Below are 25,924 nucleotides of genomic sequence, written 5' to 3'. Positions count from 1 at the left end.
TTTGCATAGATTTTCTTTTGAATCTTTGTCTAACTTTTTGGGGTCAGTTCAAAGGGAAAACTTGCTCCGCCTTTTTAATTTGCGTATATCTAAGGAAATACGCTCATTTCTATCCACGTATCCGTGTGTTTCATTTTAAATATAATTTTTAAATCAAAGCAGCATAGAAACAGTATGCGTTTATGCAAATAAGTTATCCTTTAAAAAGTTATACAAGGTGACAGTTTATTTTGAAATATTATATCATGCAAAAGAATAAAAAGCAAATGCCCTGATTTCTTTTTCATTATTCAAAACACACAAAATCAAATAGAATTTCTGGAAAAATATATTGACATTGCACTTGAAGTGTGGTATGATATAAACAACGAAAGGGAACAGCGACAAGGAGCTGGCGAAAAGATCTAAGTTGAATGGTTCCCGAGCGATAAGTTTCCCAAGGTTTAAGGTTCATTCCTTTTGCGGAAACGATTTTACATCAAAAGGGAGGGCGAGATCCGATGGCAAGTGAAGAATCACAGTTGGATATGCTGTCAATGTCGGGTGAATCGCCGGTGATGCAGGATTAAGAACGTAGCGAGAAGTCAACTTCGATTGGCTGTGGGCACGTAAGAAATGATAAAAAAATCTGTAAGCTGGCTGCACCTGATGCATGACATTCGCAACTGTCTGCATGAAAAATCTGTTATTTGAATTGGCAGCATATATTTAATTTCGTGCGATGACGGCATGAAATCTCCGGCACATAGTTGCCTTTACATAGTATGCTGATCTCCCAAGTAACAATCTCAGGTGATTCCCATGAAGTAAAATGTTTTGATTTATCAGTCACTTCGAATGAAAAAGGTGATTCCCATGGAAAGAAAAGCTTTTCTTTGAAATAAAACAGAAAAGGTGAGTCCCATGGCTTGATATTGTACTTGCAAAGATCATAGGAAACGTGTTCTATCGGAAAGGACGTGTTTAATGTGTGGCTTTTAAAAAGACGATTTGTATGGTACGAAACAACGTGAGGAGTGAGTCCAATCGAAACTGATGCGAAAGAATGAAAGTTCTTTCATAAAATGAACCGAATAAAAATGTCCGGAATGGAGGTCTACCGTTCCGGATTTTTTGTACCCGCAAAAAGCCGGACGAAGATGCACATTCGTCCGGCTTTCTATGTTTGATAGTATTTTCCCTGCCAGTTATCTGTCTGCTTCAGATGACGAGCAATCGCGTTTCGCACTGCAAGTTTATCCCTGCTCCACAGCGGAGCCATCAATCTGTCAGAAGCACCGTCACCGGTCAGCCGTTCCACTACAGTTTCCGGCGGCAGCAGGCTTAACTGTGCCGCAGTAATCTGCACGTATTCCTGCATGGAAAGCGGCTGTAATTTTCCAGCTTTCCACAGTTGCTCCAAAGGTGTATCCCGAAGAATATGCAGCAAATGGATTTTAACAGCATCAGGGTGTAATCTGCCAATCCCACGGGCTGTTTCCAACATATCTGCATCTATTTCTAACGGCAGCCCGTTGATTAAATGCACACAGATTCGAATCTTTCTCTCCCGCAGTGCGGCAAACGCCTTTTGAAAAACCGCAAAAGAATACCCTCTGTGAAAAAAACGTGCCGTTTTTTCGTGAATAGTCTGCAATCCCAATTCAACAGTCAGATGCGTTTTGGCAGAAATATTTTCCAAAACAGAAAGGATCTCCTTAGATAGACAGTCCGGACGGGTACCAATTGCAATTCCGACTACATCAGACTGCTGCAATGCCTCTAAATAACAGCTTTCCAAGTAATGCAGATCCCCATATGTATTGGTGTGTGCCTGAAAATAAGCAATGATGCCTGCTTCAGGAATATGCTGCTGGATTCGCTGTCGTTCTTGTGCAAGTTGCTGTGTAACGGTGCCGCTATGGGTAAAATGCCCGCTGCCGCCGTCACAAAAGATACAGCCGCCGGTTCCGATAGTTCCGTCAATATTAGGGCAAGTGCAGCCAATGTCCAATACTGCTTTCTGTACTGGTCTGCCAAATGTCTGCTGATAATACGCCGATGCAGAAAAGTAGCGTTCTGCCATAAAATATACCTCCAAACAGAAGAAACCGGCAGGGAAAAGGAGAGGAGACCTGCCAGTTTCAGTTCAATTTATAGGAACGTACAGGAACGAAAATTTGTTTTGCAGGTGTATGCGTGCATCTGCTGCAAAACCAAACTTTGAAAATGAAGATGATGAAAAAGAGGTTACCCGTTTGAAACGGTGGAAAGGAGTGATAGATTCCTGTACGAGTATGGTTGGTCCGCTTCTTGCAAGAAACGGTAAGAATATCAGCGGAACTCTTGCACCGCACTTATGTACATGTGAAACAATTGCTTCAAATGACGATGGTAACAGTATACCAGTGGTTTGTGATTGCCTTGTGAAAAGTGGCTGGAAATTATCTGAAAATCCCCTTCTGCGATTTTCCTGAAATTTCGGAATGGAATTCCGAAGGGCAAATTCAGAAAAAGCCTTGCTTTTTGCAGAAAATTCGAAAAAAATTCTTGCAAAGAAAAGTGAGTTATGCTATAATAAAGTGTAATGACCTTTTTCAATGGAATACAGAAACGGAGATAGAGAATTATGGAATGTCGGGACAATCAGACAATGACAGCAGTGACAGAAGTCATGCGGCATCAGTTACAACCCTATCTATTTCAAGATCGGGACGTTGTGCGTGCACATGTGCATAGTTTTGGCTGTCAGCTGAATGTTTCAGACGGCGAACGAATTCGCGGCATGCTGATCGAACTGGGCTATACAATGACCGATTCCTATGAAGATGCAGATCTGATTCTGTTCAATACTTGTGCCGTGCGGGAGAGTGCGGAAGATCGGGTATACGGCATTCTCGGCAATGTAAAAAAGTACAAAAAGGCAAACCCGAATCTGATTCTGGTGCTTTGCGGCTGTATGGCATCGGAAGAACATACAGCAGAATTTGTCCGGACACATTACCCCTTTGTAGATATTGTTTTTGGCACTGCTTCTCTCAGCCGTTTTCCACAGTTGCTTCTGGAACATTTTCAGGGGAAAAAGTTTGCCTGTGATACCGGCGAATACGATGCCATGTATGAGGGAATCGTACCGTCACGGGAGCACCCGTTCAAAGCTTCTGTCCCCATTATGTTCGGCTGCAATAATTTTTGCACATACTGTATTGTACCGTATGTTCGCGGACGGGAACGCAGCCGTGATCCGGAACAGATTTTGAATGAAGTCAAACAACTGGTAGCAGACGGCTATAAAGAAATCATGCTGTTGGGACAGAATGTAAACTCCTACGGAAAAGATTTGGAGCAGCCGCTGACCTTTGCACAGCTACTTCGAAAAGTCAATGCAATTCCGGGAGAATTTGTAGTTCGGTTTATGTCGTCACACCCGAAAGATGCTACGCCGGAACTGCTGGACACAATTCTGGAATGTCCGAAGATCGGGCACCATTTGCATTTGCCGGTACAAAGCGGCAGCGATGATGTGCTCCGCCGCATGAATCGCCGCTACACCGTAGAAAAATATATGGAGAGTGTCAACTATCTTCGGCAAAGAGATCCGGATTTTTCCTTGACAACCGATTTGATCGTTGGATTTCCGGATGAATCCGAAGCAGACTTTCAAGGCACACTGGATTTGATCCGAAGTGTGCAGTATGATAACATCTATACATTTATTTATTCCAAACGCCGCGGCACCAAGGCTGCGGAAATGGAAGATCACACCACAGATGCTGAAAAGAAAAATCGTATGGAGCGTTTGCTTGCCTTGCAGCGGGACATCGCTTCTGAACACAACAAACGCTTCATTGGCAGAACACTGCGAGTACTGGTAGACGGGGAAAGCAAGCGGAAAGGCAGACTGGTCGGAAAGGACAGTGCGTTCATTATTGTGGAATTTTCCGGTGACCCCTCCCTGATCGGCACATTTCAGAATGTCAGAATTACAGAGGCCAGAAACTGGGCAGTACTTGGCGAACTGGTAGAGGAGGAACAGGCATGACAGAAGTAGAAGCTGCGGTAAGGCAATTGGGCAAAGCAATTCAGGCAGACCCGCGTTATCAGGCGTATTGGAAAGCCAAAACCGATAATGATGCAGATACAGAACTGCAGGAAAATATACAGGCATTTAATCTGAAAAAAATGTCCTATCAGCATGAAACTGAAAAGCTGGAGGAAAACCGGAATCCGGAAAAATTGGAAAAACTGGAACAGGAGATACAGGCACTTTATTTGCAGATCATGGAAAACCCGAACATGCAGGCTTTTGATACTGCCAAGCAGGCAATGAATATGATGATGCAGGAAGTGGATACCATTTTGTCCCTGTGTGCAAACGGAGAAGATCCGGATCGGTGTCACCCGGATCTGACCAATTGCACTGGCAACTGTTCTTCCTGCGGCGGCTGTCACTGAACACCTGTCGCGAAACAAGTTCTGAAATGATTATCGGAGGTGAATCCCATGAACTTAGCAGATGTCCCCAGAGAAAAACTTTCTCCTATGATGCAGCAGTATGCAGCGACCAAAGAAAAATACAGTGACTGTATCGTGTTTTTCCGATTGGGCGACTTTTATGAAATGTTTTTCGAAGATGCTATTCTGGTTTCCAGAGAGTTGGAACTGACACTGACCGGAAAAGAGTGCGGTCTGGAAGAACGGGCTCCCATGTGCGGCGTACCGTATCACAGTGTAGAACTCTATTTGAAACGTCTGGTGGATAAGGGATACAAGATCGCAATTTGCGAGCAGATGACAGATCCGGCATTGAGCAAAGGCTTGGTAGAACGTGATGTCATTCGTATTGTTACGCCGGGTACGTTGATCGAGAGCAGCATGCTGGAAGATGATTCCAATAACTATATCTGTACCCTGTATTACGGAAATGACGGTTCCTGTGCACTTTGCTTCGCAGACCTTTCCACCGGAGAAATGTCCCTGACAGTACCACAGGAAGCATTTGACCTCTCTGTCCGCATTATGGACGTGCTGTCCCGCTACATGCCGGCAGAACTGGTAATGAACAGTCAGGCACTCTCTTTGAAGTCCGTTATGGATTTTATCAAAGTTCGGCTGCAGTGTGCAGTTTCTCTGCGAGATGACATCTGCTTCAATCCGGTACAAAATCGGGAATTGGTATGCCAGCAATTCGGTGTTCCTTCCTTGGATTTGTTGGGCATGACAGAAGGCGGTGCTGATGTCAGTGCTGTCTGTGGTATGCTGGATTATATTCGGGAAACTCAGAAGCGAAACATCGCACGTTTTGTTTCCATTGAAGTTGCAGACAGTGCTTCAACAATGGGGCTGGACTTGAACGCCCGCCGCAATCTGGAGCTGACAGAAACCATTCGCAACAAGGAGCGAAAAGGTTCGCTGTTATGGCTGTTGGACGATGCCAGAACCGCTATGGGCAAACGGCTGTTGAAAACATGGTTGGAACAGCCGCTGGTTCAGCCCGTCAAGATCATGGCAAGACTGGACGCAGTAGATGCATTTGTCAAGAAAAGCCTTGTGCTAATGGAAGTCCGAGATCTGCTGGACAACGTCTATGATCTGGAACGTCTGATGACAAGAGTCATTTACCAGAAAGCCACTCCTCGGGATTTGAAGTCACTCTCCATGACTGCCCAGCAGCTGCCGGAACTGAAAGCACAGCTACGACAGCTGGCAGGGGATTCCCGCTTGCTGGCAACGCTGGAGCAACAAATTTCGCCGCTGGAACGAGTGTGTACATTAGTAGAAAATGCAATCGTAGATGATCCGCCAATCACTTTGAAAGACGGCGGCGTGATTCGGGACGGCTTCCATGAAGAACTGGATCGGCAACGCCACATTATGAACGGCGGCACACAGATTATCGATGAAATTCTTCAGCGGGAAAAAGAACGTACAGGCATCAAGGGTTTGAAAATTGGCTATAACCGTGTCTTTGGCTATTATCTGGAAGTTACTCGTTCTTATTATGATTTGATTCCCTCGGACTATATCCGAAAGCAAACACTGGCAAACAGCGAACGTTTCATCACAGAAGAACTGAAAAATGTAGAGAATGAAATTCTCGGAGCCAAAGACCGCGTACTGCGTCTGGAAGAAGGCATTTTCTCCGAAGTGCGGGATTGCCTGGCTGCCATGCTGAAAAAAGTTCAGGAAACAGCAGCGGCAGTTGCACAAGTTGACGTGCTGGCTTCATTTGCCAATGTGGCAATTGAGAACGACTACACAAAACCGGAAATCGCAGTAGACGGCAGCATTCAGATTACCGGCGGCAGACACCCTGTTGTGGAACGCATGCTGACAGAGGAAATGTTTGTGCCGAATGACACCTATCTGGATACCAAAGCACAGCGTATGCTGATGATCACCGGACCAAATATGGCAGGTAAATCTACATACATGCGTCAGGTGGCGTTGATTACGCTAATGGCTCAAATCGGTTCTTTCGTGCCGGCAGAGTATGCCAAAATTTCTGTCGTGGATAAGATCTTCACACGTATCGGAGCATCAGATGATCTGACAGCCGGACAGAGTACCTTTATGGTGGAAATGAAAGAGGTTTCAGACATTTTGAATTATGCCACCAAGAACAGTCTGGTAATTCTGGATGAAGTAGGCAGAGGCACTTCCACGTTGGACGGTGTCAGCATCGCACGTGCTGTAGCAGAGTACATCAGCAGCCGGAAAATCGGCTGTAAAACTTTGTTTGCCACCCATTACCATGAACTACTGGATTTGGAACAAGAAATCGACGGGGTAAAAAATTACAGCGTTGCTGTCAAGAAGCACGGCGATACCATTCGGTTTCTGCGAAAAATCGTTCCCGGCGGCGTTGATGACAGCTACGGCATTGCTGTTGCAAAACTCGCAGGGCTGCCGGATCAGGTCGTCAAACGTGCCAAGGAACTGCTGGCAGAAATGGAAGCACAGACAGCAATATCCGCCCCGAAGCAAACCGCACAGACTGGACAGATCAGTTTTGCAGCAATGCAGCAGGAACGGGCAATTGCCACCTTGCAAAAAACACATCTGGCAGAATTAAGCGATGCAGAATGCAGGGAACTACTGGCTGATCTCACATCGATGCTGTCCTAGTGTGTAAACACGCTTTAATAAAAGTGTTCACATGTCCGCGGTAAAATACCGCTTAGAAAGAAGGTGTTTGTCATGCCGCATATTACAGTTTTGCGGAAAGAAATTTCTGAATTGATTGCCGCCGGAGAAGTCATTGAGCGTCCGTCTTCTGTTATCAAAGAAGTGGTGGAAAATGCAATCGATGCCGGAGCAAAACACATCACAGTGGAAATTCAGCATGGCGGTACCACTTACATGCGAATCGTAGATGACGGCTGCGGCATGGCACCGGAGGAAGTACCTACTGCTTTTCTCCGTCACGCCACCAGTAAAATTGCAGAAAAAACCGATCTGGATCACATTTTCACATTAGGCTTTCGCGGTGAGGCTCTGGCTTCCATTGCAGCAGTGGCAAAAGTCACAGTATTGACGAAGCGAAAAGAGGATGATTTCGGCACCAGTTACAGCATTTCCGGCAGTACAGCAGGAGAATTGGAACAGACCGGTTGTCCGGACGGGACAACACTTTTGATCCGCGACCTGTTTTACAATGTTCCGGTTCGGAAAAAATTCATGAAACGAGATGTGACCGAAGCAAACGCAGTCAGCCAGATCGTTCAGAAAATCGCATTGTCACACCCAGAAATCGCATTTCGCATGATACGGGATAACCGAACGGAATTCCGTACCGACGGCAGCGGTGACTTGTACACTGCAATTTATGCCATTCTGGGAAAAGAGTTCGCTCATGACTTGATACCGGTTTCTTATGAGGACGGCATGAATCAGGTGACTGGTTTTGTGGGAAAGCCTTTGTACTCCCGTTCCAACCGAACGTTTCAGAATTTCTTTATCAACGGCAGATATGTTCGATCCAGACAGTGCAGCGTAGCTTTGGAAAACGCCTATCAGAATTTGATCATGGTCGGAAAGTTTCCCACCTGCGTGTTGATGCTGCAAGTTCCGCCGGAACAGGTAGATGTAAACATTCACCCTGCAAAAGCAGAAGTTCGTTTTTCCAATGAAAAAGCAGTCATGGACAGTTTATTCTTCGCAGTGAAAAATGCCCTGATGAAAAACGGCTTGATTTATGAGTTTCAAATGGATCATGTTCCACAGCGGGATTGGACTGCACAGCCAGAACCTCAACAGGAATTTGTGCAACCAGCATTGCCGCAGATCTCAGAGCCAGAACCAGAAGTGCTCCTTCCGCCGACAGAAAAGCCAGCAGCAGAACCGGCACCGAAAGAAACGACAAGGGAAACTGTTGCCCCACTGGTCAGCACCGCTTCAGCAACCATTGCAGTTCCGCCAATCGTTCTTCCGGAAACAAAATTTCATGATGAAGAACCGGAAGAAACAGCATATACAGAACAAACCGAAAGATCTCGACCTGTGGAGCCGGTTTCCATTCCAGAGTTGTCTGAAGGAAAGTATGAGTTTCTCAACAGTCGTTCCTTTGCAGAAAATCCTGTATCAGCAGCAAAAGAAACACTCCCAGCAGTGCCAGAACCCAAGGCTCAAGAGCATGTACAGATTCACGTGCTGGGAGAAATTTTTGAGAATTATATCATTGCAGAAGCTGCAGAAGAAGACAAACTGCTGATTTTTGATAAACATGCCGCACATGAGCGAGTGCTCTTTGAACAGCTTCGCTCCGGAGCATCAAAGCTGACCAGCCAGATGTTGCTTCGCCCCAGCGAAACTTTGCTTTCCATGGAAGAGTTTTCAGCGGTACAGGAAAATCTTCCAAAGTTAGCAGAAATGGGATTTGCCTTTGATTGCAGCAGTCCGCCGCAATTGCGGGCAACTGCCGTGCCGTCTTTCGTACTGCCACTGAATATTGATGAGGTCGTCACAGAGATCGCACATAACCTAGTACTAGGAAAACGCGATCCGCAGGTACACACTTTCAACGATACTCTGCACACCATTGCCTGCAAATCTGCCATTCGTTCCGGCGATCATTCCACCATACAAGAATTGCAGAAGCTGGCACAGCAAGTATGGGACGATGAAAATGTCCGGCACTGTCCGCACGGCAGACCGGTAATGTTTGTGATTCGAAAATACGATCTGGAAAAACAATTCCGGCGGAGGGTATAGGTCATGACAGATTCAGAAAAAATACCAGTACTTGCAGTGGTTGGTCCCACAGCGTCCGGAAAAACTTCACTTGGCGTGATGCTGGCAAAAGCGTATCATGGAGAAGTTGTTTCCGCAGATTCCATGCAGATCTATCAGGGACTGGATATTGCAACGGCAAAGCCCACACCGGAAGAGCAAGAGGGTGTGCCCCATCATCTGATCGGCTGTGTCCCTGTGAATGCCGCATTCAGCGTTGCAGACTATCTGGCGTTAGCAAAACCGACAATTGCAGAAATCTATCACCGAAAGCACCTGCCCGTCCTTGTCGGCGGAACTGGCCTTTACGTTTCATCATTGCTTTCCAACGTGCAGCTGGCTCCAACTACGCAGGACGCTGCACTGCGGCAAAAATTTCTGAAATACGCCAAAGAGCACGGCAACATTGCACTGCATGACCAGCTAAAAGCATTGGATCCGGAAGCCGCAGCAGAAATCCACCCTAATAATCTGGTGCGTGTGATACGTGCACTGGAGGTTTGTACGCTGACAGGAAAAACATTCACTGCGTGCAAAGCCGAAAGTCACCAGATCCCAAGTCCTTATCAATCCCTGATCATCGGCCTGACTTATGAACGGTCGGTGCTTTACGAACGAATCAATACACGGGTGGATCAAATGATAGAACAAGGCATGATCGAAGAAGCTTATCATGTGTATCAAAACGAAGCACTTCGGACTGCTTATCACGCAATTGGCTATAAGGAACTGATCCCATATTTTGAAAAAAAGATGCCATTGCAGGCGTGTATCGACAAAATCAAACAGGAAACTCGCAGATATGCCAAAAGGCAGTTGACATGGTTCCGCAAAAATGATCGAATTCAGTGGATTATTTTAGACAAATCTGACAAGAAACCAGAAATTATGGAAAAGTGTCAAAAAATTATAGCCAAGTCCGGAGAAATGTGCTATAATATAAATTGAGCATTTATATACAAAGAGAAAATGAATGCAAAACGCATTCGGTATTTTTCGCTCAAAGAAAAGGAGTCTAACAATGAACAACAAAAACATGAACCTTCAGGACGTATTCCTGAATCAAGCCCGAAAGGATCACATCGGCGTTACAATTTTTCTGACAAACGGTTTTCAATTTAAGGGCATTGTGAAAGGGTTTGACAGCTATATTGTCATTCTGGAATGTGACGGAAAACAAAACTTGGTATACAAACACGCCATTTCCACCATCATTCCCATACGTCCTGTTTCCATTTTAGAAAGTGATTCTGTAGAATGATGCAAAAGCATCTGGAAATCCGTTGGTTTTGTGAGGTGATCTGCATATGAATTCCAGCAATAAAATGAATAATGTGCTGTTAGTGCTTCTGTCGGCTTCTGTCATTGCTACATTTGGCACGATCATCTTTCACCTTGTGGACACTAGCTATGAAACAGAAACAGCCATGCGTGCCAAAGCAGATGAATCCAAATTCTTCGAGGGCGTCTATGTACGGGACGAAACAGTACTGACTTACAGCGACACTGGTGCAATCAGTTATCAAGTACCGGACGGAGGAAAAATTGCAGTCAATGATGTGATTGCCGAAATTTATCCGGACGAGAGCACCATTGAAAAAAAACAACAGGCAGAGGCATTACAGGAAAAGCTGAATGTTTTGGAACGTATCTCCAATCCCGGAACGCTGGAACAGGCACAGCCTGCGGATTTATCCCGCCAGATTTCTCAGTACTACGAAGAGATGATTCAGAATCGAAACGCTGGAAATCTCTCCGGCATGGCAGCCGCAGAACAACAGTTTATGGAATCCTGCAGCACATATCAGATCGTTGTCAGCAAGGGAACCGTTTCTTTTGCACAGCAAATTTCTGATTTGACTGCACAGATACAGACTTTGCAAAGCGAGGAAGCAACACCCATAGACACTATTACATCAGATAGTTCTGCCTATTTTGTTAGCCATGTGGATGGGTTGGAGTCTGTACTGACTGCGGAAAATCTGGCAAATATCACGCCGGAACAGATTCAGGATATTACTAAAAAAAGTAGCGAAAATAATCTCCAAACGAATCAAGATCAAAACACAGTGGGAAAATCCATTGCACAGTACGGCTGGTACATGCTTGGAATTATTGATAATCAGGATCAGAAATATCAGGTCGGTGATTCTGTCAAGATTCGTCTGATGACATCTTCCGCAACAGCAGATGCCACCATTCAGGAACTCCGAAATACCGGAGAAGACGGCAAGGTCATGGTGGTTTTATACAGCGATATGCTGACATCGGACTTTGTACAGAATCGAACTGAAAATGTCGAAATGATTCTTGGAGAATATGAGGGCATCAAGGTGCCGCGGAGTGCGATCCGTTTCAAAGACGTAGAAGAAACCGTCACCGATGAAGAAACCGGCGAAGAAAAAACACAGACCGTGAACAGCCGGGGCGTTTATGTGCAGGACGGTGAAAAAGTGGAATTCCGACGTCTGGATGTAGTTTACGAAGGCAAAGACTATGTGCTTTCTAAACTGAATGCAGGCGATGGTTATTTAATGCTTTATGATTCCATAATTGTAGAAGGGATTGATGCAAATGGAAACTAATTTTGCTTATATCGACGAAAACTACAAACGAATCGTCGATGCGATGGAGGAAGCAAAGGCAAAGTACCGTAAGCCGACAGACGAAATTACATTGATGGCGGTCACCAAAACGGTTGCCCCGGAAGCGGTAAATCATGCGATCAGCTGTGGTATCCACACCTTGGGTGAAAACCGCGTGCAGGAATATCTTTCTAAAAAAGATTTTTATGCAAAAGATGCAAAAGTTCATTTTATTGGACATTTACAAACCAATAAGGTAAAGTATATCATTGAGGACATGGAACTGATTCATTCGGTAGACAGCATCAAGCTGGCATCTGAAATTGACCGGCATGCAGCACGTGTCAATAAAGTGCAGGACATCTTGATTGAAGTTAATGTCGGCGGGGAGGAATCCAAAAGCGGCATTGCACCGGATCAATTAGAAGAATTGTTGTGGCAGGCAGGACAACTGTCCCACGTACATGTACGCGGGCTGATGACAATCCCGCCAGTAGAGGGTGATGAGAAATTTCTTTACAAAATGCAACAACTTTATCTTGACATTTCCTCCAAAAAAATGGATAATATAGATATGGAGATTTTGTCGATGGGAATGTCGGGGGATTTTGCCACCGCAATTCGCTATGGTTCGACACTTGTCCGGATCGGGACAGCCTTGTTCGGTGCAAGAAATTATCAGAAATAAAATGAAATCCGCTGATGCGGAGAATGGAGAGTATCATGAATTTTATAGACAATCTGAAAGACTTCTTTATGCCGGCTGATGATAATGAGCCGGAAACCCCGAGCATGACTCCGCCGGAACCAGAACAGGCTCCGCCGCAGAGCCACGCTGCACAGCCCTCTGGTTACAGCAATTCTAGTTACAGCAGAGGTGCGTCTTCTTACGAAGAACGAAAGGGCGGCAATGAACGCTATGCAACGATCAAGGCAACTGCACAGTTTCAGGTAGTGCTGGTACAGGCAACTTCCTATACTTCAGACTCCAAGAAGGTTGCAGATTATTTGATGCAGAATAAGACTGTTGTTCTGAATCTGGAAAAGATTGACGATGATGAAAAGCGTCGGATCATTGACTTTGTAGTTGGTGCAGCATATGCAACCCATGGTCGGATCAAGCCGGTAGCCAACCAGACTTTCCTGATTATTCCGCAGAATGTCGGTTTTGACGGCGACAGCCTCGTTGGCGAACTGCAGAGCAACGGTCTGGTAGGTTAACAAACAAAAATGGCAAGCCGAAACATGAAAATGACAGATGCGGTACAGCAACTAAAAGCACATTGGAACGATCTGGCAAACCGATGCGTGCGGGACAACCGTCCGTACTTTACGGATTTTTTACCGGCAGAAGATACCGCAATGGCAGAAGCGATTGCAAATACGGCAGGAGCAGTCTGTACAGCTTGGGGCGGAACAGAAAACACCACTCGTGTAATACTTTGTTTTGCTCCGGATTTCATTCCGGTTACACCGGAACAGTTCCCGATCCAGTGTCTGACGTTTTCTTATCGTGTTCCTAAGCCGCCAACGCATCGGGATTTTCTCGGAGCATGTATGGCATGCAATCTGGAACGAGATACGATCGGCGACATTTTGATCGATACGAAGATGGCACAAATGTTCGTCTGTGCCCATGTGGCTCCTGTGCTTTTACAGGAAGTTCATCAGATTGGACGAGTTGGTGTCAGCGTGACGGGAGATGATCCGGTCTGCCTGTCGGTGCAAATAGATTTCCTGCTGATACAAGGCACAATTGCATCTCTGCGGGCAGATGCAGTTGCCGCACTGGCAACGCGTCTAAGTCGAGAAAAGGCAGTGCAGTTGATTCGGCAAGGCCGGCTGACCTATCGTCATGCAACGATCGATACGCCTTCTGCTGCAATGCAGGTGGGTGATGTGTTTTCAATTCGTGGCTACGGAAAATTTCGTATTGCCGCGGTCGATGGCATCAGCCGAAAAGGAAGATACCATATCACAATTCAAAAATATCAGGGCTAATGTAGGATAGGCTGCATAGGCTCTTATGAGAGGAGATACCATAATGATTAGTGCAAGCGAAATCCATGAATTACGGTTTGAAAAAGCTGCTTTCGGCTATAAACAGGAAGACATTGATGAATTCCTGAATAAGCTGGAAGAAGAAGCTGCAATCGCCCAGCGAGAACTGGATGACAGCAACAACAAAATTCAGGTTCTGGCAGACAAGGTACGGGAATACATGCGTGATGAAGATGCATTGAAGGACGCACTCCTCGGTGCACAAAAGGAGGGTCACCGCATCATTTCCGAAGCCAACGCCAAGGCAGAAGAGATCATTGCACAGGCAAAAGAAAAAGCAGATGCAATGATGGACGAGGTAACTGTACAGCACGATGCCCTCATTGAAAAGAATGAGGCAGAGATCGAGGAGGAGCACAAGAAACTGGCAGCTGCAAAAAAGCAGGTCGCTGATTTCAAAAAAGCTCTCTTTGATATGTACAAGGAGCATCTGAACATGCTCTCTGCTATGCCGGAAGAAGATGACACTACCTTTGGTATGACAGAAGAAAATGCGACAGAACCGGCACAGCCGAAGCCGGCAGCAGCCGCTGCACCAGCTGCAAGCGATCCGTTTGATGCGGAACCGTTTTCTGCAAAAGCAATTCAGGGAGCATATGACTCCAGATTCGGCGACTTGCAGGATAAAGACTAATTTCAGGGAAAGGAGCGGCTTTTGCCACAGCAATACGCTGAAAAGGAGAAAAAGCCGGATCAAGCTATGTCACAGGATTACAATAAGACCTTAAATTTGCCTAAAACAGATTTTCCGATGCGTGGAAACCTGCCGAAGCGGGAACCTGACACTTTACAAAAGTGGGAAGACGAGGATCTGTATGAACAGATGATCGCCAAAAATGAAGGGAAGCCGAAGTACATTCTTCACGACGGCCCTCCGTATGCCAATGGTGAAATTCATCTGGGTACTGCTTTGAATAAGACACTGAAAGATTTCATTGTCAAGTATAAAAATATGAGTGGCTTCTGTGCACCGTATGTGCCGGGCTGGGATACACATGGTCTGCCGATCGAACTGAAAGCAATGAAGTCTATCGGCGTAGAAAATGGTGCCATTCCGCCGGTAGAACTGCGAAAGCACTGCAAAGACTTCGCCATGATGCATGTCAAGAATCAGATGGCACAGTTCAAGCGTCTGGGCAGTCTGGGACATTACTGTGATCCGTACCTGACACTGAAGCCGGAATATGAAGCACGTCAGGTCGAAGTATTCGGTGAAATGGCAAAACGCGGTTACATGTACAAGGGATTGAAGCCGGTTTACTGGTGCCCTGACTGCAACACTGCACTGGCAGAAGCTGAAATCGAATACGAAAACGATCCTTGTTATTCTATCTATGTGAAATTTCAGGTGACTGACGACAAGGGTCTGTTTACAAAGCTGGGAATTGCTAAGGAACAGGTTTACTTTGTTATCTGGACAACCACAACATGGACCATTCCGGGCAACCTTGCAATTTGTGTGGGACCGTCTTATGACTACACACTGGTCAAGGTTGGCGAGGAATACTACTGCATGGCTGCGGAACTGGTTTCTGCAACAATGAAAGCAGCTGGTATTACCGAATACGAAATGGTCGGCAGCTTCACTGGTGCAGAACTGGAACATATCAAAACTAAGCACCCGTTGTATGACCGTCTTTCTCCGGTAATTGTCGGTGATCATGTAACATTGGAAAGCGGTACTGGCTGTGTTCATACTGCACCGGGCTATGGTGTAGAAGACTTTGAAGTCTGCAAGAACTATGACGACATTGGTATTCTGGTCTGCGTAGACGACAAGGGACGCCAGACCAAGGAAGCCGGCGAGTTTGAAGGCATGGACACCGATGCGGCAAACCGTGCAATTGCTGCGAAGCTGACAGAAGTTGGTGCAATGCTGGCAACAGAAAAAATTGTCCACCAGTATCCGCACTGCTGGAGATGCCACAAGCCGATCATTTACCGTGCAACAGAACAGTGGTTCTGCTCTGTTAACGGCTTTAAGGACGAAGCAATCAAAGCAATTGAAAATGTCAAGTGGATTCCTGCATGGGGAGAAGAACGCATCAAAGGCATGGTTCGTGACCGCAGCGACTGGTGTATCTCCCGTCAGCGTACTTGGGGCGTGCCGATTCCGATCATCTATTGCAAGGACTGCAAAAAGCCGATTGTCAATGATACCACTATTCGCGACATTGCAGAATTGTTCCGCAAAGAGGGAGCAGATGCATGGTGGACAAAGGATCTTTCAGAGTTTCTTTCTCCGGAAGTACAGTGCGAATGCGGCTGTAAGGAATTCACCAAGGAATATGACATCATGGATGTATGGTTCGACAGTGGTGTTTCTCACAGTGCTGTCATGGAACAGTATGACTGCTTGCAGTGGCCGGCTGATCTGTATCTGGAAGGTGCAGACCAGTACCGTGGTTGGTTCCAGTCTTCTCTGCTGACTTCTGTCGTTTATAAGGGCAGTGCACCGTATAAGGCTGTCTGCACACACGGCTGGGTCGTTGACGGCGAAGGCAGAAAGATGTCGAAATCTTTGGGCAACGGCATTATGCCGGAAGAAATTGTCAAGAAATACGGTGCAGACATTCTTCGTCTGTGGGTAGCTTCTTCCGATTATCACTCTGACATTCGTATTTCAGAGGGCATTCTGGGACAGTTGTCCGATGCCTATAAGAAGATCCGGAACACTGCCCGTTACATTCTGGGTAACTTGGGCAATGGTGACGGATTCCATCCGGATCGCGACAGCGTATCCGACGATCAGTTGCTGGAACTGGATCGCTGGGCACTGATGCGTCTGGATAACGTAATCCAAAAAGCACATGAGGGCTATGAAGCATTTGATTTCCACATCGTATTCCACGCAATCCATAACTACTGCACCACTGATTTGTCCAATTTCTATCTGGACATCATCAAGGATCGTCTGTACTGCGAACCGGAAAATTCCGTGGCTCGTCGTGCAGCACAGACCACGATTTATCGGATTTTGAGTGCACTGACTCGTCTGATCGCACCAATTCTCTCCTTTACCGCAGAAGAAATCTGGTCTTATCTGCCGCATGCTGCAAGCGATGATGCCAAGAGTGTATTCCTGAACGAAATGCCCAAGGCAAGCGGATTGACAGAAGATGCAGACTTTATGGCAAAGTGGGATCTGATCTATCAGACTCGTATGGAAGCTAATAAGGTTCTGGAAGAAAAGAGAAATGAAAAGCTGATCGGTAAATCACTGGAAGCCAAGGTGACAATCGCTGTTGCAGATGATGCTCAGTATACAGTATTGTCAAAAGCTGCTGACATTCTGGCAAAGGTGCTGATCGTATCTGTTGTTTCTGTTGTAAAGGCAGAATCCGGAGAAACCATCTATACAGTAGAACGTGCCGCCGGTGAAAAGTGCGAACGCTGCTGGATGTATCTGGACAGTGTTGGCAAGAATGCTGCACACCCGACACTCTGTGCACGTTGTGCTTCTGTTGTAGATCAGCTGTAATCGGGAAAGGATATATTTGTGCTGATTGCAGCCTTAATCGGAATTATCTTGCTGACCGCAGCAGATCAACTGATCAAGTACTGGGTCGTTCAGGATTTGAAACCAGTCGGAAGTGTACCGTTTCTGCACATTGGCGATCATAAAATTCTAGATTTGACTTATCTGGAAAATAACGGAGCTGTTTTCAGTAGTTTTGCCGGCATGCGTTGGCTGCTAGTGGGAACAACGGTGATTCTGATGGCGTTTTGTGCTTACTGGCTGGTACGTCATGGAAAAAAATCCAAGCTGCTGACAGTCAGCTTGACCTTGATTCTAAGCGGCGGTCTGGGCAATTTAATTGACCGACTGTTTCGCGGTGGTCTGGTGGTAGACTATCTGGAAGTGAAGCTGTTTCACTTTGCCGTGTTTAATTTTGCAGATTGCTGCGTGGTAATTGGTGTTGTTTTGTTTGCAATTTACTTTTTGTTTGTGGAACCAAAACTCAATTCCAAAGCCAAGGCAACAGCTGAGGGAGAACAGAAAAATGCCTGAAACTTTGTCTTTTTGTGTGCCTGCGGAAGCGGACGGAGAACGTCTGGACAAATGGCTTTCCGGACAGGAGAGTCTTGCGATGACGCGTTCCGCCCTGCAAGTCCGTATGGAACACGGTGATGTGACAGTAAATGGCAAAAAAGTTCCGAAAAATTATCGGCAAAAAGCAGGGGATCAAGTTTTGGTGCAGCTTCCGGAACCAGAGCCGCTGGAATTGCAGCCGGAGAATATCCCGCTGGATATTGTCTATGAAGATGATGACTTACTTGTGGTGAACAAACCCAAGGGCATGGTTGTACATCCGGCTCCCGGACACGCGACAGGAACGCTGGTACATGCACTATTGTATCATTGCGGAGATCGGCTTTCCAGCATCAATGGTATAATTCGCCCCGGAATCGTGCACCGTATCGATCGTTTTACAAGCGGCTTGCTAATGGTGGCAAAAAATGATATGGCACATCAGTCGTTATCGGCACAAATTGCTGCCCATTCATTTACAAGAGAATATCAGGCGGTGGCAATGGGACATTTTCGCGAAGCAGAAGGGACGATTTCTGCTCCGATCGGACGACATCCGGTAGACCGCAAAAAAATGTGTGTCACAGAAAAAAATTCCAAACCTGCTACAACGCACTATACTGTGATTGCAGAATATCCCCGTGCCACGCATTTACGGTTGCGATTGGAAACCGGACGCACACACCAGATTCGAGTACATTTAGCGTATCTGGGTCACCCGATTCTGGGTGATGATGTCTATGGAAAAGCATTTCCCGGAATCGAAGGGCAGTGTCTTCATGCTGCCAAAATCGGATTTATTCATCCGTCTACAGGGCAGTATCTGGAGTTTGAAAGTCCTTTGCCGGAATATTTTGAAAAGGTACTTCGAAAACTGAAATCCTGAAAGGGTGATTTTGATGCAGTCTTTGGAAAATACCATGCTTATTACGGATCTGGACGGTACATTGCTGCCAGCCAGCAAAGAGATTTCTGTGGCAGATGCAGCAGCAATTTCCCAGTTCCGTGCAAAAGGCGGCAAATTCGCAATTGCAACTGGAAGAACGCTGCAGGCGGCTCAACGATATTTGAAAAAGCTGCAGCCCAATATTCCTGTGATATTGTTCAACGGAGCAGCCATTTATGATCCAGTAGCAGAAAAGTGGCTTTACACAGAAGAATTGCCGCCAGAAGCCGCAGCGATCACCCGACAAGTGTTAGAAGCATTTCCGGACGTTTCGGCGGAGATTCTCCGCACAGACGGCACCTATGTTTCCAGAATGACACCTTATGAAAAGGAGCATCTGGAGATCTGTCAGGTGGAACCCATTCTGGCAATGCCGGAGGAAATTCCGCATGGTTGGCTGAAAGTGCTGTTTGCAATTGCACCCGAACGAATGCCTGATTTGATTGCCTATTTTCAAGAACAAAACTGGACGTGTGCAGATTTTGTACAGTCTGAAGCACGTTTTTATGAAATGCTGCCGAAAGGCGTTACCAAAGGAAGTGCCCTTCGGCGGTATCGCACCATATGCGGTGCGGAAAGCTGGCATATTGTGGCGGCAGGGGATTTTGACAACGATCTGGATATGCTTCGCGTAGCAGACACCAGTGCCTGTCCGTCTAATGCACAGCCCTGCATTAAAGAAATTACCAATATACAGTTGATGCATTCCTGTGAAGAAAACGCGATTGCAGAATTGATTTATCGTCTTTCAAAATCATTGGAGGTTCATAACATGGATGAAATGACCAAGAAAAAATTGCAGGCAACTGCCTGCCGTATTCGTATGGGTGTTATTGAAGGCACCTATCACGCAAAGTCCGGTCACCCGGGCGGCTCTCTCTCGATTTGTGATACACTGACTTATCTGTACTTTGCAAAGATGCACGTTGACCCGAAGAATCCGGAAATGGCAGACCGTGATCGTCTGGTGCTTTCCAAAGGACACTGTGCACCGGCTTTATATTCTACACTGGCAGAGCGTGGATTTTTCCCGAAAGAAGAACTGCAATCTCTGCGTCATATCGGTGCACTTTTGCAGGGGCACCCGTGTATTCATATTCCGGGCGTAGATATGTCCAGCGGTTCTCTGGGACAGGGCATTTCCGCAGCCTGCGGCATGGCACTGGCAGGAAAAATGGACAATGCTGCCTATAAGGTTTACACCATTCTGGGTGATGGCGAAATCGAAGAAGGGCAGGTTTGGGAAGCTGCAATGTTCGCAAACCAATATCATCTGGACAATCTGGTAGCAATTGTAGACAACAACGGTTTGCAAATCGACGGCAAGCTTTCCGAAGTTTGCTCGCCGGAGCCGATTCCGGAAAAGTTTGAAGCGTTCGGCTGGCATGTCATTCGTATGGACGCACACAATTTCGATGCAATTGATGCTGCAATGCAGGAAGCTGAAACAATCGTAGGCAAGCCGGTTGCGATCATTCAGAAAAGTGTCAAGGGCAAGGGCGTGTCCTTTATGGAAAATCAAGTTGGCTGGCACGGCAAAGCACCGAATCAGGCAGAGTATGAACAGGCAATGGCTGAACTGACAGCCCAGCTGAAGGAACTGGAGGGTTAAACGATGGCAGAATTGCAAAAAAAAGCAACAAGAGAAAGCTATGGTGAGGCACTTCGTGATCTCGCTGACAAATATCCGGAACTGGTCGTACTGGACGCCGATCTGGCTGCTGCCACAAAAACAGGCATTTTTAAGAAAGCTTATCCGGAGCGTTTCTTCGACTGCGGTATTGCAGAAGCAAACATGATGGGCGTTGCTGCCGGACTTTCCACAGCAGGAAAGATCCCGTTTGCCAGCACATTTGCCATGTTTGCTGCCGGCAGAGCATTCGAAATCGTGCGGAACTCTATCGGTTATCCGCATCTGAACGTAAAAATCGGTGCAACTCATGCTGGTATTTCCGTTGGTGAAGACGGTGCCACACATCAGTGCAACGAAGATATTGCACTGATGCGAACCATTCCGGGTATGACAATTTTGAATCCGGCAGACGATGTAGAAGCAAAAGCTGCTGTAGAAGCTGCCATTCAGTATGATGGTCCGGTTTACTTGCGATTTGGCAGACTGGCAACTCCGATCTTCAACGATGCTGCAACTTATAAATTCAAAATTGGTAAAGGCATTACACTGCGGGAAGGCACAGATGTAACTTTGGTTGCTACCGGTCTGATGGTATGGGAATCCATGAAGGCAGCAGAACTGCTGGAAGCCGAAGGAATCCACGCTCGTGTACTGAATATTCACACCATTAAGCCGCTGGACACTGAACTGATCTGTAAGGCTGCTTCAGAAACTGGTCTGCTGGTAACTGTAGAGGAACACAGTATTATCGGTGGTCTGGGCGGTGCTGTTGCAGAAGCAGTTACTGCATGCTGTCCGGTTCCGGTTGTTCGCATTGGCGTGAACGATGAGTTCGGTCATTCTGGTCCGGCTGTAGAGCTGCTGAAGGAATTTGGTCTGTGTGCAGAAAACATTGCCGCAGTTGCCAAAAAGGCAGTTACCGAAAAGAAGTAGTTTTTTCATAAGTACACATAGGATACAAAAGCAGGCGTTTCTATTTTTGTGAAAACACCTGCTTTTTTATTAGACAGATGATGATTGAAGGGAGGACAGAAATGCAAAGTAAACTGCAGACAATTGAAAAATTGTTCCTCTATTTTCTCATGGCAGCAATTATTGGCTGGTGCTATGAAGTGTTTTTAGAAGTTGTTGTCTATCGTTGGGGATTTCAAAACCGAGGCGTACTGTTTGGTCCGTATTGTCCGGTATATGGAGTCGGCATGCTGGCATTTTTGCTCTGCTTTGGAAAATTTGCAAAAATGCAACTATCATGGCGTGTACGTTGGGCAAGACCGATTCTGATTTTTCTGGGTTGTGGGGCAGTTGCCACATTGATCGAATTGGCGGTCAGCTATCTGTTGGAATGGACAACTGGAAGCTGGCCATGGCAAACCTATGCAGACTATGCAATCAATTTTCAGGCAAGAGTTGCTCTTTCCCCGTCTGTTCGTTTTGGCATCGGCGGCGTTCTGTTTTTGTATTTGCTTCGCCCGCTGTTTGCCAAAATTACCGGACTGATGTCGGAAAAGGTATTGCACGTAGTGAGCATCACAGCAGCAGTTATAATGGGACTGGATTTGATTTGTACCGTCCTTTTCAAATTGTTTTTGTGAAAGAATTCGCAGAATCTTGCATATCCTGTTGCAGAGGTGATGCACTGTGGTGTGTACGCTGGAAGAACTGCGTTGCAAAGATGTCATTAATATTGTAAATGGTGAAAACCTTGGCCGTGTCGATGATCTCCAAATGGACGCGAATTCTGCAACTGTCACAGCATTGATTTTGTATGGCAGACCACGCTTTTTCGGAATTCTGGGGCCGCGTGACAATTGCATCATCGATTTTCGGCAAATCCGATTGGTTGGAAAAGATGCTATTTTGGTGGAGTTAGGGAATCCCAGCAATTGTACAACTTGTATAAATGCAGACTTAAATCAACAAAAATATTCTACATAGAAATACTTGACCAATTGGCTCGGTTTTTGGTATAATAATAAGGCAGTTCACACGTCTGCTTTGGTTTTCACGGGTGCTTTGCAGAAATGCAGAGTTGTGCAGCCGAAAAAGCAGGCGGAGGAAGCAAAACCATTTTATTTAGGAGGACTACACAATGGGCGTAGTATCTATGAAGCAGCTCTTGGAAGCTGGCGTACACTTTGGTCATCAGACCAGAAGATGGAACCCGAAAATGGCTCCGTACATTTTCACTGAACGTAACGGCATCTACATCATCGATTTGCAGAAGACCGTAAGAAAGCTGGATGAAGCTTACATGTTCATCCGCGATCTGTCTGCACAGGGCGAGTCTGTACTGTTCGTTGGTACCAAGAAGCAGGCTGGCGATTCCATTAAGGAAGAAGCTACCCGTGCTGGTGCTTACTATGTAAATGCACGTTGGCTGGGCGGTATGATGACAAACTTCTCTACCATTCAGAGAAGAATCAAGCGTCTGGAACAGCTTCACGAAATGGAAACAGACGGTACATTTGATCTGTTGCCGAAGAAGGAAGTTGGTAAGCTGCAGCTGGAAATTGAAAAGCTGGAGAAATTCCTGGGCGGTATCAAGGAAATGAAGAAGCTGCCGGGTGCACTGTTTATCGTTGACCCGCGTAAGGAACGCATTGCAGTTGCAGAAGCTAAGAAGCTGAACATTCCGATCGTAGCTATCGTTGATACCAACTGTGATCCGGACGAAATCGATTATGTTATCCCGGGTAACGACGATGCAATCCGTGCTGTAAAGCTGATTGCCGGCGTTATGGCTGATGCAATTATCGAAGGTCGTCAGGGTGCTGATGCTGCCGCTGCGGAAGCTGCTGAAGCAAAGGCTGCTGAAGAAGACGCTGAATAAGCAGAAGCGAAACTGAAATATCTGTTAGATCAAAAACCCGAATATGCTTGACATGAGCAGTCTATTCGGGTTTTTTGAGGAAATCGTTTGAAATAAGAATTAGGAGGAAGATCCAATGGCTAATTTTACTGCAAAAGATGTCAACGAACTGCGGAAGTCTACCGGTGTTGGTATGATGGACTGCAAGAAGGCTTTGACAGAAGCTGACGGTGATGTAGAAAAGGCAATTGAACTGCTGCGTGAAAAGGGACTGGCTACACAGGCAAAGAAGGCTGGTCGTGTTGCTGCAGAAGGTATGGTAGTTGCAAAGGTAAATGCAGACAATTCTGTAGGCTGTGTTGTTGAAGTAAACTCTGAAACTGACTTTGTTGCAAATACCGATGAATTCAAGGCATTTGTAAATCAGGTTGCTGATACCATTATTGAAAAGAATCCGGCTGACGTAGAAGCTCTGAAGGCAACTACTGTTTCCGGCGGCACAATGACTGTTGATGAAGCACTGCAGGAACTGTTCCTGAAGATTCGTGAAAATCTGCAGATTCGCCGCTTCGTTCGCATGGAAGGTATTCTGGTACCGTATATCCACGGCGGCGGCAAGATTGGCGTTATGGTTCGTGCAGAATCTCCGGCTGGTGCAATTCCGGAAATTCTGGCAGCTGCAAAGGACTGTGCACTGCAGGTTGCAGCAATGAATCCGCCGTATCTGAAGCGTGAAGATGTTCCGGCAGCTGTTCTGGACGAAGAAAAGAAGATCATTTTGGCTCAGATGGCAGAAGATCCGAAGATGGCAAATAAGCCGGAACAGGTAAAGGAAAAGATTGCAGCTGGTAAGGTTGGCAAGTACTACGGTGAAAACTGCCTGCTGGAACAGGCCTTCGTAAAGGAAAACAAGGAAACTGTTCAGAGCTATGTAGATGGCGTTGCAAAGGCTGCAGGCACTACAATCGCAATCACCGATTTCGTTCGTTTTGAACGCGGCGAGGGCATCGAAAAGAAGGCTGACAACTTTGCAGAAGAAATTGCCAGCATGATCAAGTAAGAATATTTTTTCACAAGGCGATTATGCCGAAAAAAGGGAGCATGGCAATTGTCATGCTCTTTTTTTATTTTTTTGCAGAAATCACTTTACTTTTCCCGAAAAATAGTGTAAAATAAACATATAGATTGTCCTCCAGAATGGAAGGCATTTTGTCGGATTCCAAATAAGGTCTGAAAATCGAGAAACAAACGAAAGGAATTTAGAAACATGGAACCTAAGTATCATCGAGTTCTTCTGAAATTAAGCGGTGAAGCTCTTGCTGGTCCGAAAAAAACCGGATTGGACACTGCAACGATGCTCCCAATTTGTAAGAGCATTCAAAAGTGCGTGAATGCTGGCGTGCAAATGGGGATCGTAGTCGGCGGCGGCAACTTCTGGCGTGGACGTTCCAGTGAAAATATGGATCGTACCAGAGCAGACCACATTGGTATGCTGGCAACTACTATGAATGCATTGGCAGTTGCAGATATGCTGGAATCGCTGGGATTGGAAGTTCGCGTGCAGACTGCAATCAGCATGCAGCAGATCGCAGAACCATATATTCGCAATCGTGCTATTTCGCACCTGAAAAAGGGCAGAGTTGTAATTTTCGGCTGCGGTACTGGAAGCCCGTTCTTCTCCACAGATACTGCTGCAACTCTGCGTGCGGTGGAAATTGAAGCAGATATTCTGCTGAAAGCAACAATGGTAGACGGCGTTTATGACAAGGATCCGCACAAGTACGATGATGCGGTACGCTACTCCCGTCTGACATTCAGCGATGTCCTTGGCAGTGCACTGCAGGTTATGGACAGCACCGCTGCATCTATGTGCCGTGATAACAAAATGCCGATGCTGGTATTTGATCTGAATCGACCGGAAAATATCTACGATGCAGTGATGGGCGAAGATATAGGTACCGTTGTGTCCGAAGTAGACCCGATTGCCACAGAAGTATAAAAACAATTTTGTTTGCATAAAATGAATTGAAAGGAGCCCCGTTAATCGGGGAAGTACTATGAAAGAATTGATGAAAGAAACCGAAGAAAAAATGAAAAAGTCTAATGCCAGACTGGCACATGAATTTACAACCATTCGTGCTGGTCGTGCAAATCCGGCTGTTCTGGATAAGGTACAGGTAGACTATTATGGTGTGCCGACTCCGATTCAGCAAATGGCTGCCGTATCTGTTTCCGAGGCTCGAATTCTGGTAATTCAGCCGTGGGACGTCACTTCTCTGAAGGCAATTGAAAAGGCTATTCTGTCTTCTGATGTAGGAATCACACCGACCAACGACGGCAAAGTTCTGCGTCTGGTATTTCCGCAGCTGACAGAAGACCGCCGTAAGGAACTGTGCAAAGACATTAAGAAATTGGGCGAAGAAACCAAGGTTGCTGTCCGGAATGTTCGTCGTGAAGCAATTGAAAAGCTGAAAGCAAAGAAAAAGGCTTCTGAACTGACAGAGGACGAGGTCAAGGACGGCGAAAAGCAGGTTCAGGATCTGACAGATAAGTATGTTGCAGAAATCGACAAAATGGTAACTGCAAAGGATCAGGAGATCATGAGCATCTGATTGCATTGACTCGAAAACCTGCAGCAGAATAGGAG

General features: G+C 46.2%; 22 protein-coding genes and 1 pseudogene. 22 read left to right on the top strand and 1 reads right to left on the bottom strand.

Translation table 11 applies throughout. The features are described 5' to 3' along the window. Positions 1-1,159: 1,159 nt before the first annotated feature. Complete coding sequence (locus DXB92_RS03680; protein WP_117732475.1) at positions 1,160-2,065, bottom strand: TIGR01212 family radical SAM protein; 906 nt, start codon at positions 2,063-2,065, stop codon at positions 1,160-1,162. A gap of 543 nt (positions 2,066-2,608) precedes the next feature. Between DXB92_RS03680 and miaB the strand changes: the two genes are divergently transcribed. From miaB to frr, 22 genes and pseudogenes are all read left to right on the top strand, one after another. Continuing rightward, complete coding sequence (miaB, locus tag DXB92_RS03675; protein ID WP_242986595.1) at positions 2,609-4,021, top strand: tRNA (N6-isopentenyl adenosine(37)-C2)-methylthiotransferase MiaB; 1,413 nt, start codon at positions 2,609-2,611, stop codon at positions 4,019-4,021. Further along, a complete protein-coding gene (locus DXB92_RS03670; RefSeq protein ID WP_117732473.1) occupies positions 4,018-4,434 on the top strand; it encodes a YlbF family regulator in 417 nt (138 codons plus the stop codon). Before miaB ends, DXB92_RS03670 begins: the two co-directional genes overlap by 4 nt. Positions 4,435-4,482: 48 nt before the next feature. Then, positions 4,483-7,107 (top strand): DNA mismatch repair protein MutS, encoded by a 2,625-nt coding sequence (gene mutS / locus DXB92_RS03665; RefSeq protein WP_117732471.1) that lies wholly within the window; start codon positions 4,483-4,485, stop codon positions 7,105-7,107. Positions 7,108-7,179: 72 nt separating this feature from the next. Next, entirely contained in the window at positions 7,180-9,192 is a 2,013-nt protein-coding gene (gene mutL / locus DXB92_RS03660) for a DNA mismatch repair endonuclease MutL (RefSeq protein ID WP_117732469.1), read from the top strand. 3 nt (positions 9,193-9,195) lie between these two features. Continuing rightward, the gene (gene miaA / locus DXB92_RS03655; protein WP_117732467.1) at positions 9,196-10,158 is read left to right on the top strand and encodes a tRNA (adenosine(37)-N6)-dimethylallyltransferase MiaA; all 963 of its coding nucleotides are present in this window, start codon (positions 9,196-9,198) and stop codon (positions 10,156-10,158) included. A gap of 73 nt (positions 10,159-10,231) precedes the next feature. Next, complete coding sequence (gene hfq, locus DXB92_RS03650; RefSeq protein ID WP_040647553.1) at positions 10,232-10,471, top strand: RNA chaperone Hfq; 240 nt, start codon at positions 10,232-10,234, stop codon at positions 10,469-10,471. Between the two features lie 46 nt (positions 10,472-10,517). Beyond that, entirely contained in the window at positions 10,518-11,795 is a 1,278-nt protein-coding gene (locus DXB92_RS03645; RefSeq protein WP_021682206.1) for an HlyD family efflux transporter periplasmic adaptor subunit, read from the top strand. Continuing rightward, the gene (locus DXB92_RS03640; RefSeq protein ID WP_040647555.1) at positions 11,785-12,483 is read left to right on the top strand and encodes a YggS family pyridoxal phosphate-dependent enzyme; all 699 of its coding nucleotides are present in this window, start codon (positions 11,785-11,787) and stop codon (positions 12,481-12,483) included. The genes DXB92_RS03645 and DXB92_RS03640 overlap by 11 nt, the downstream gene beginning before the upstream one ends. Positions 12,484-12,518: 35 nt before the next feature. Next, positions 12,519-13,016 carry a cell division protein SepF gene (locus tag DXB92_RS03635; protein WP_117732465.1) on the top strand — a complete coding sequence of 166 codons (498 nt, stop codon included), beginning with the start codon at positions 12,519-12,521 and terminating at the stop codon, positions 13,014-13,016. Positions 13,017-13,040: 24 nt separating this feature from the next. Then, the gene (locus tag DXB92_RS03630; RefSeq protein WP_117732463.1) at positions 13,041-13,796 is read left to right on the top strand and encodes a YlmH/Sll1252 family protein; all 756 of its coding nucleotides are present in this window, start codon (positions 13,041-13,043) and stop codon (positions 13,794-13,796) included. A gap of 43 nt (positions 13,797-13,839) precedes the next feature. Then, positions 13,840-14,490, top strand: coding sequence for a DivIVA domain-containing protein (locus DXB92_RS03625; protein WP_117732461.1), 651 nt, complete (start codon positions 13,840-13,842; stop codon positions 14,488-14,490). A 66-nt stretch (positions 14,491-14,556) separates the two neighbouring features. Beyond that, positions 14,557-17,337: an isoleucine--tRNA ligase gene (gene ileS, locus DXB92_RS03620; RefSeq protein ID WP_117732521.1), complete on the top strand. Its 2,781-nt coding sequence runs from the start codon at positions 14,557-14,559 to the stop codon at positions 17,335-17,337. Between the two features lie 48 nt (positions 17,338-17,385). After that, complete coding sequence (gene lspA / locus DXB92_RS03615) at positions 17,386-17,868, top strand: signal peptidase II (protein WP_242986594.1); 483 nt, start codon at positions 17,386-17,388, stop codon at positions 17,866-17,868. Next, positions 17,861-18,775, top strand: coding sequence for an RluA family pseudouridine synthase (locus tag DXB92_RS03610; protein ID WP_021682213.1), 915 nt, complete (start codon positions 17,861-17,863; stop codon positions 18,773-18,775). The genes lspA and DXB92_RS03610 overlap by 8 nt, the downstream gene beginning before the upstream one ends. A gap of 13 nt (positions 18,776-18,788) precedes the next feature. Then, a pseudogene (locus DXB92_RS14080) lies at positions 18,789-19,562 on the top strand (HAD-IIB family hydrolase); the annotation flags it as partial. Between the two features lie 45 nt (positions 19,563-19,607). Next, on the top strand, positions 19,608-20,447 hold the full coding sequence (locus DXB92_RS14075; protein ID WP_242986597.1) for a transketolase: 840 nt from the start codon (positions 19,608-19,610) through the stop codon (positions 20,445-20,447). A 3-nt stretch (positions 20,448-20,450) separates the two neighbouring features. Then, positions 20,451-21,401 (top strand): transketolase family protein, encoded by a 951-nt coding sequence (locus DXB92_RS03600; RefSeq protein ID WP_181976882.1) that lies wholly within the window; start codon positions 20,451-20,453, stop codon positions 21,399-21,401. 101 nt (positions 21,402-21,502) lie between these two features. Continuing rightward, the gene (locus DXB92_RS03595; protein WP_117732457.1) at positions 21,503-22,060 is read left to right on the top strand and encodes a putative ABC transporter permease; all 558 of its coding nucleotides are present in this window, start codon (positions 21,503-21,505) and stop codon (positions 22,058-22,060) included. Between the two features lie 497 nt (positions 22,061-22,557). Further along, the gene (rpsB, locus tag DXB92_RS03585) at positions 22,558-23,298 is read left to right on the top strand and encodes a 30S ribosomal protein S2 (RefSeq protein ID WP_021682218.1); all 741 of its coding nucleotides are present in this window, start codon (positions 22,558-22,560) and stop codon (positions 23,296-23,298) included. Between the two features lie 115 nt (positions 23,299-23,413). Next, complete coding sequence (gene tsf / locus DXB92_RS03580; RefSeq protein ID WP_117732453.1) at positions 23,414-24,337, top strand: translation elongation factor Ts; 924 nt, start codon at positions 23,414-23,416, stop codon at positions 24,335-24,337. A 207-nt stretch (positions 24,338-24,544) separates the two neighbouring features. After that, positions 24,545-25,276: a UMP kinase gene (gene pyrH / locus DXB92_RS03575; protein WP_021682220.1), complete on the top strand. Its 732-nt coding sequence runs from the start codon at positions 24,545-24,547 to the stop codon at positions 25,274-25,276. Between the two features lie 58 nt (positions 25,277-25,334). Further along, a complete protein-coding gene (frr, locus tag DXB92_RS03570; protein ID WP_021682221.1) occupies positions 25,335-25,889 on the top strand; it encodes a ribosome recycling factor in 555 nt (184 codons plus the stop codon). Positions 25,890-25,924 lie beyond the last annotated feature (35 nt).

It is taken from the genome of Ruminococcus sp. OM06-36AC (genome assembly GCF_003438725.1).
Lineage (GTDB): Bacteria > Bacillota > Clostridia > Oscillospirales > Ruminococcaceae > Ruminococcus_C > Ruminococcus_C callidus.
This window is presented reverse-complemented; position numbering and strand designations above follow the sequence as displayed.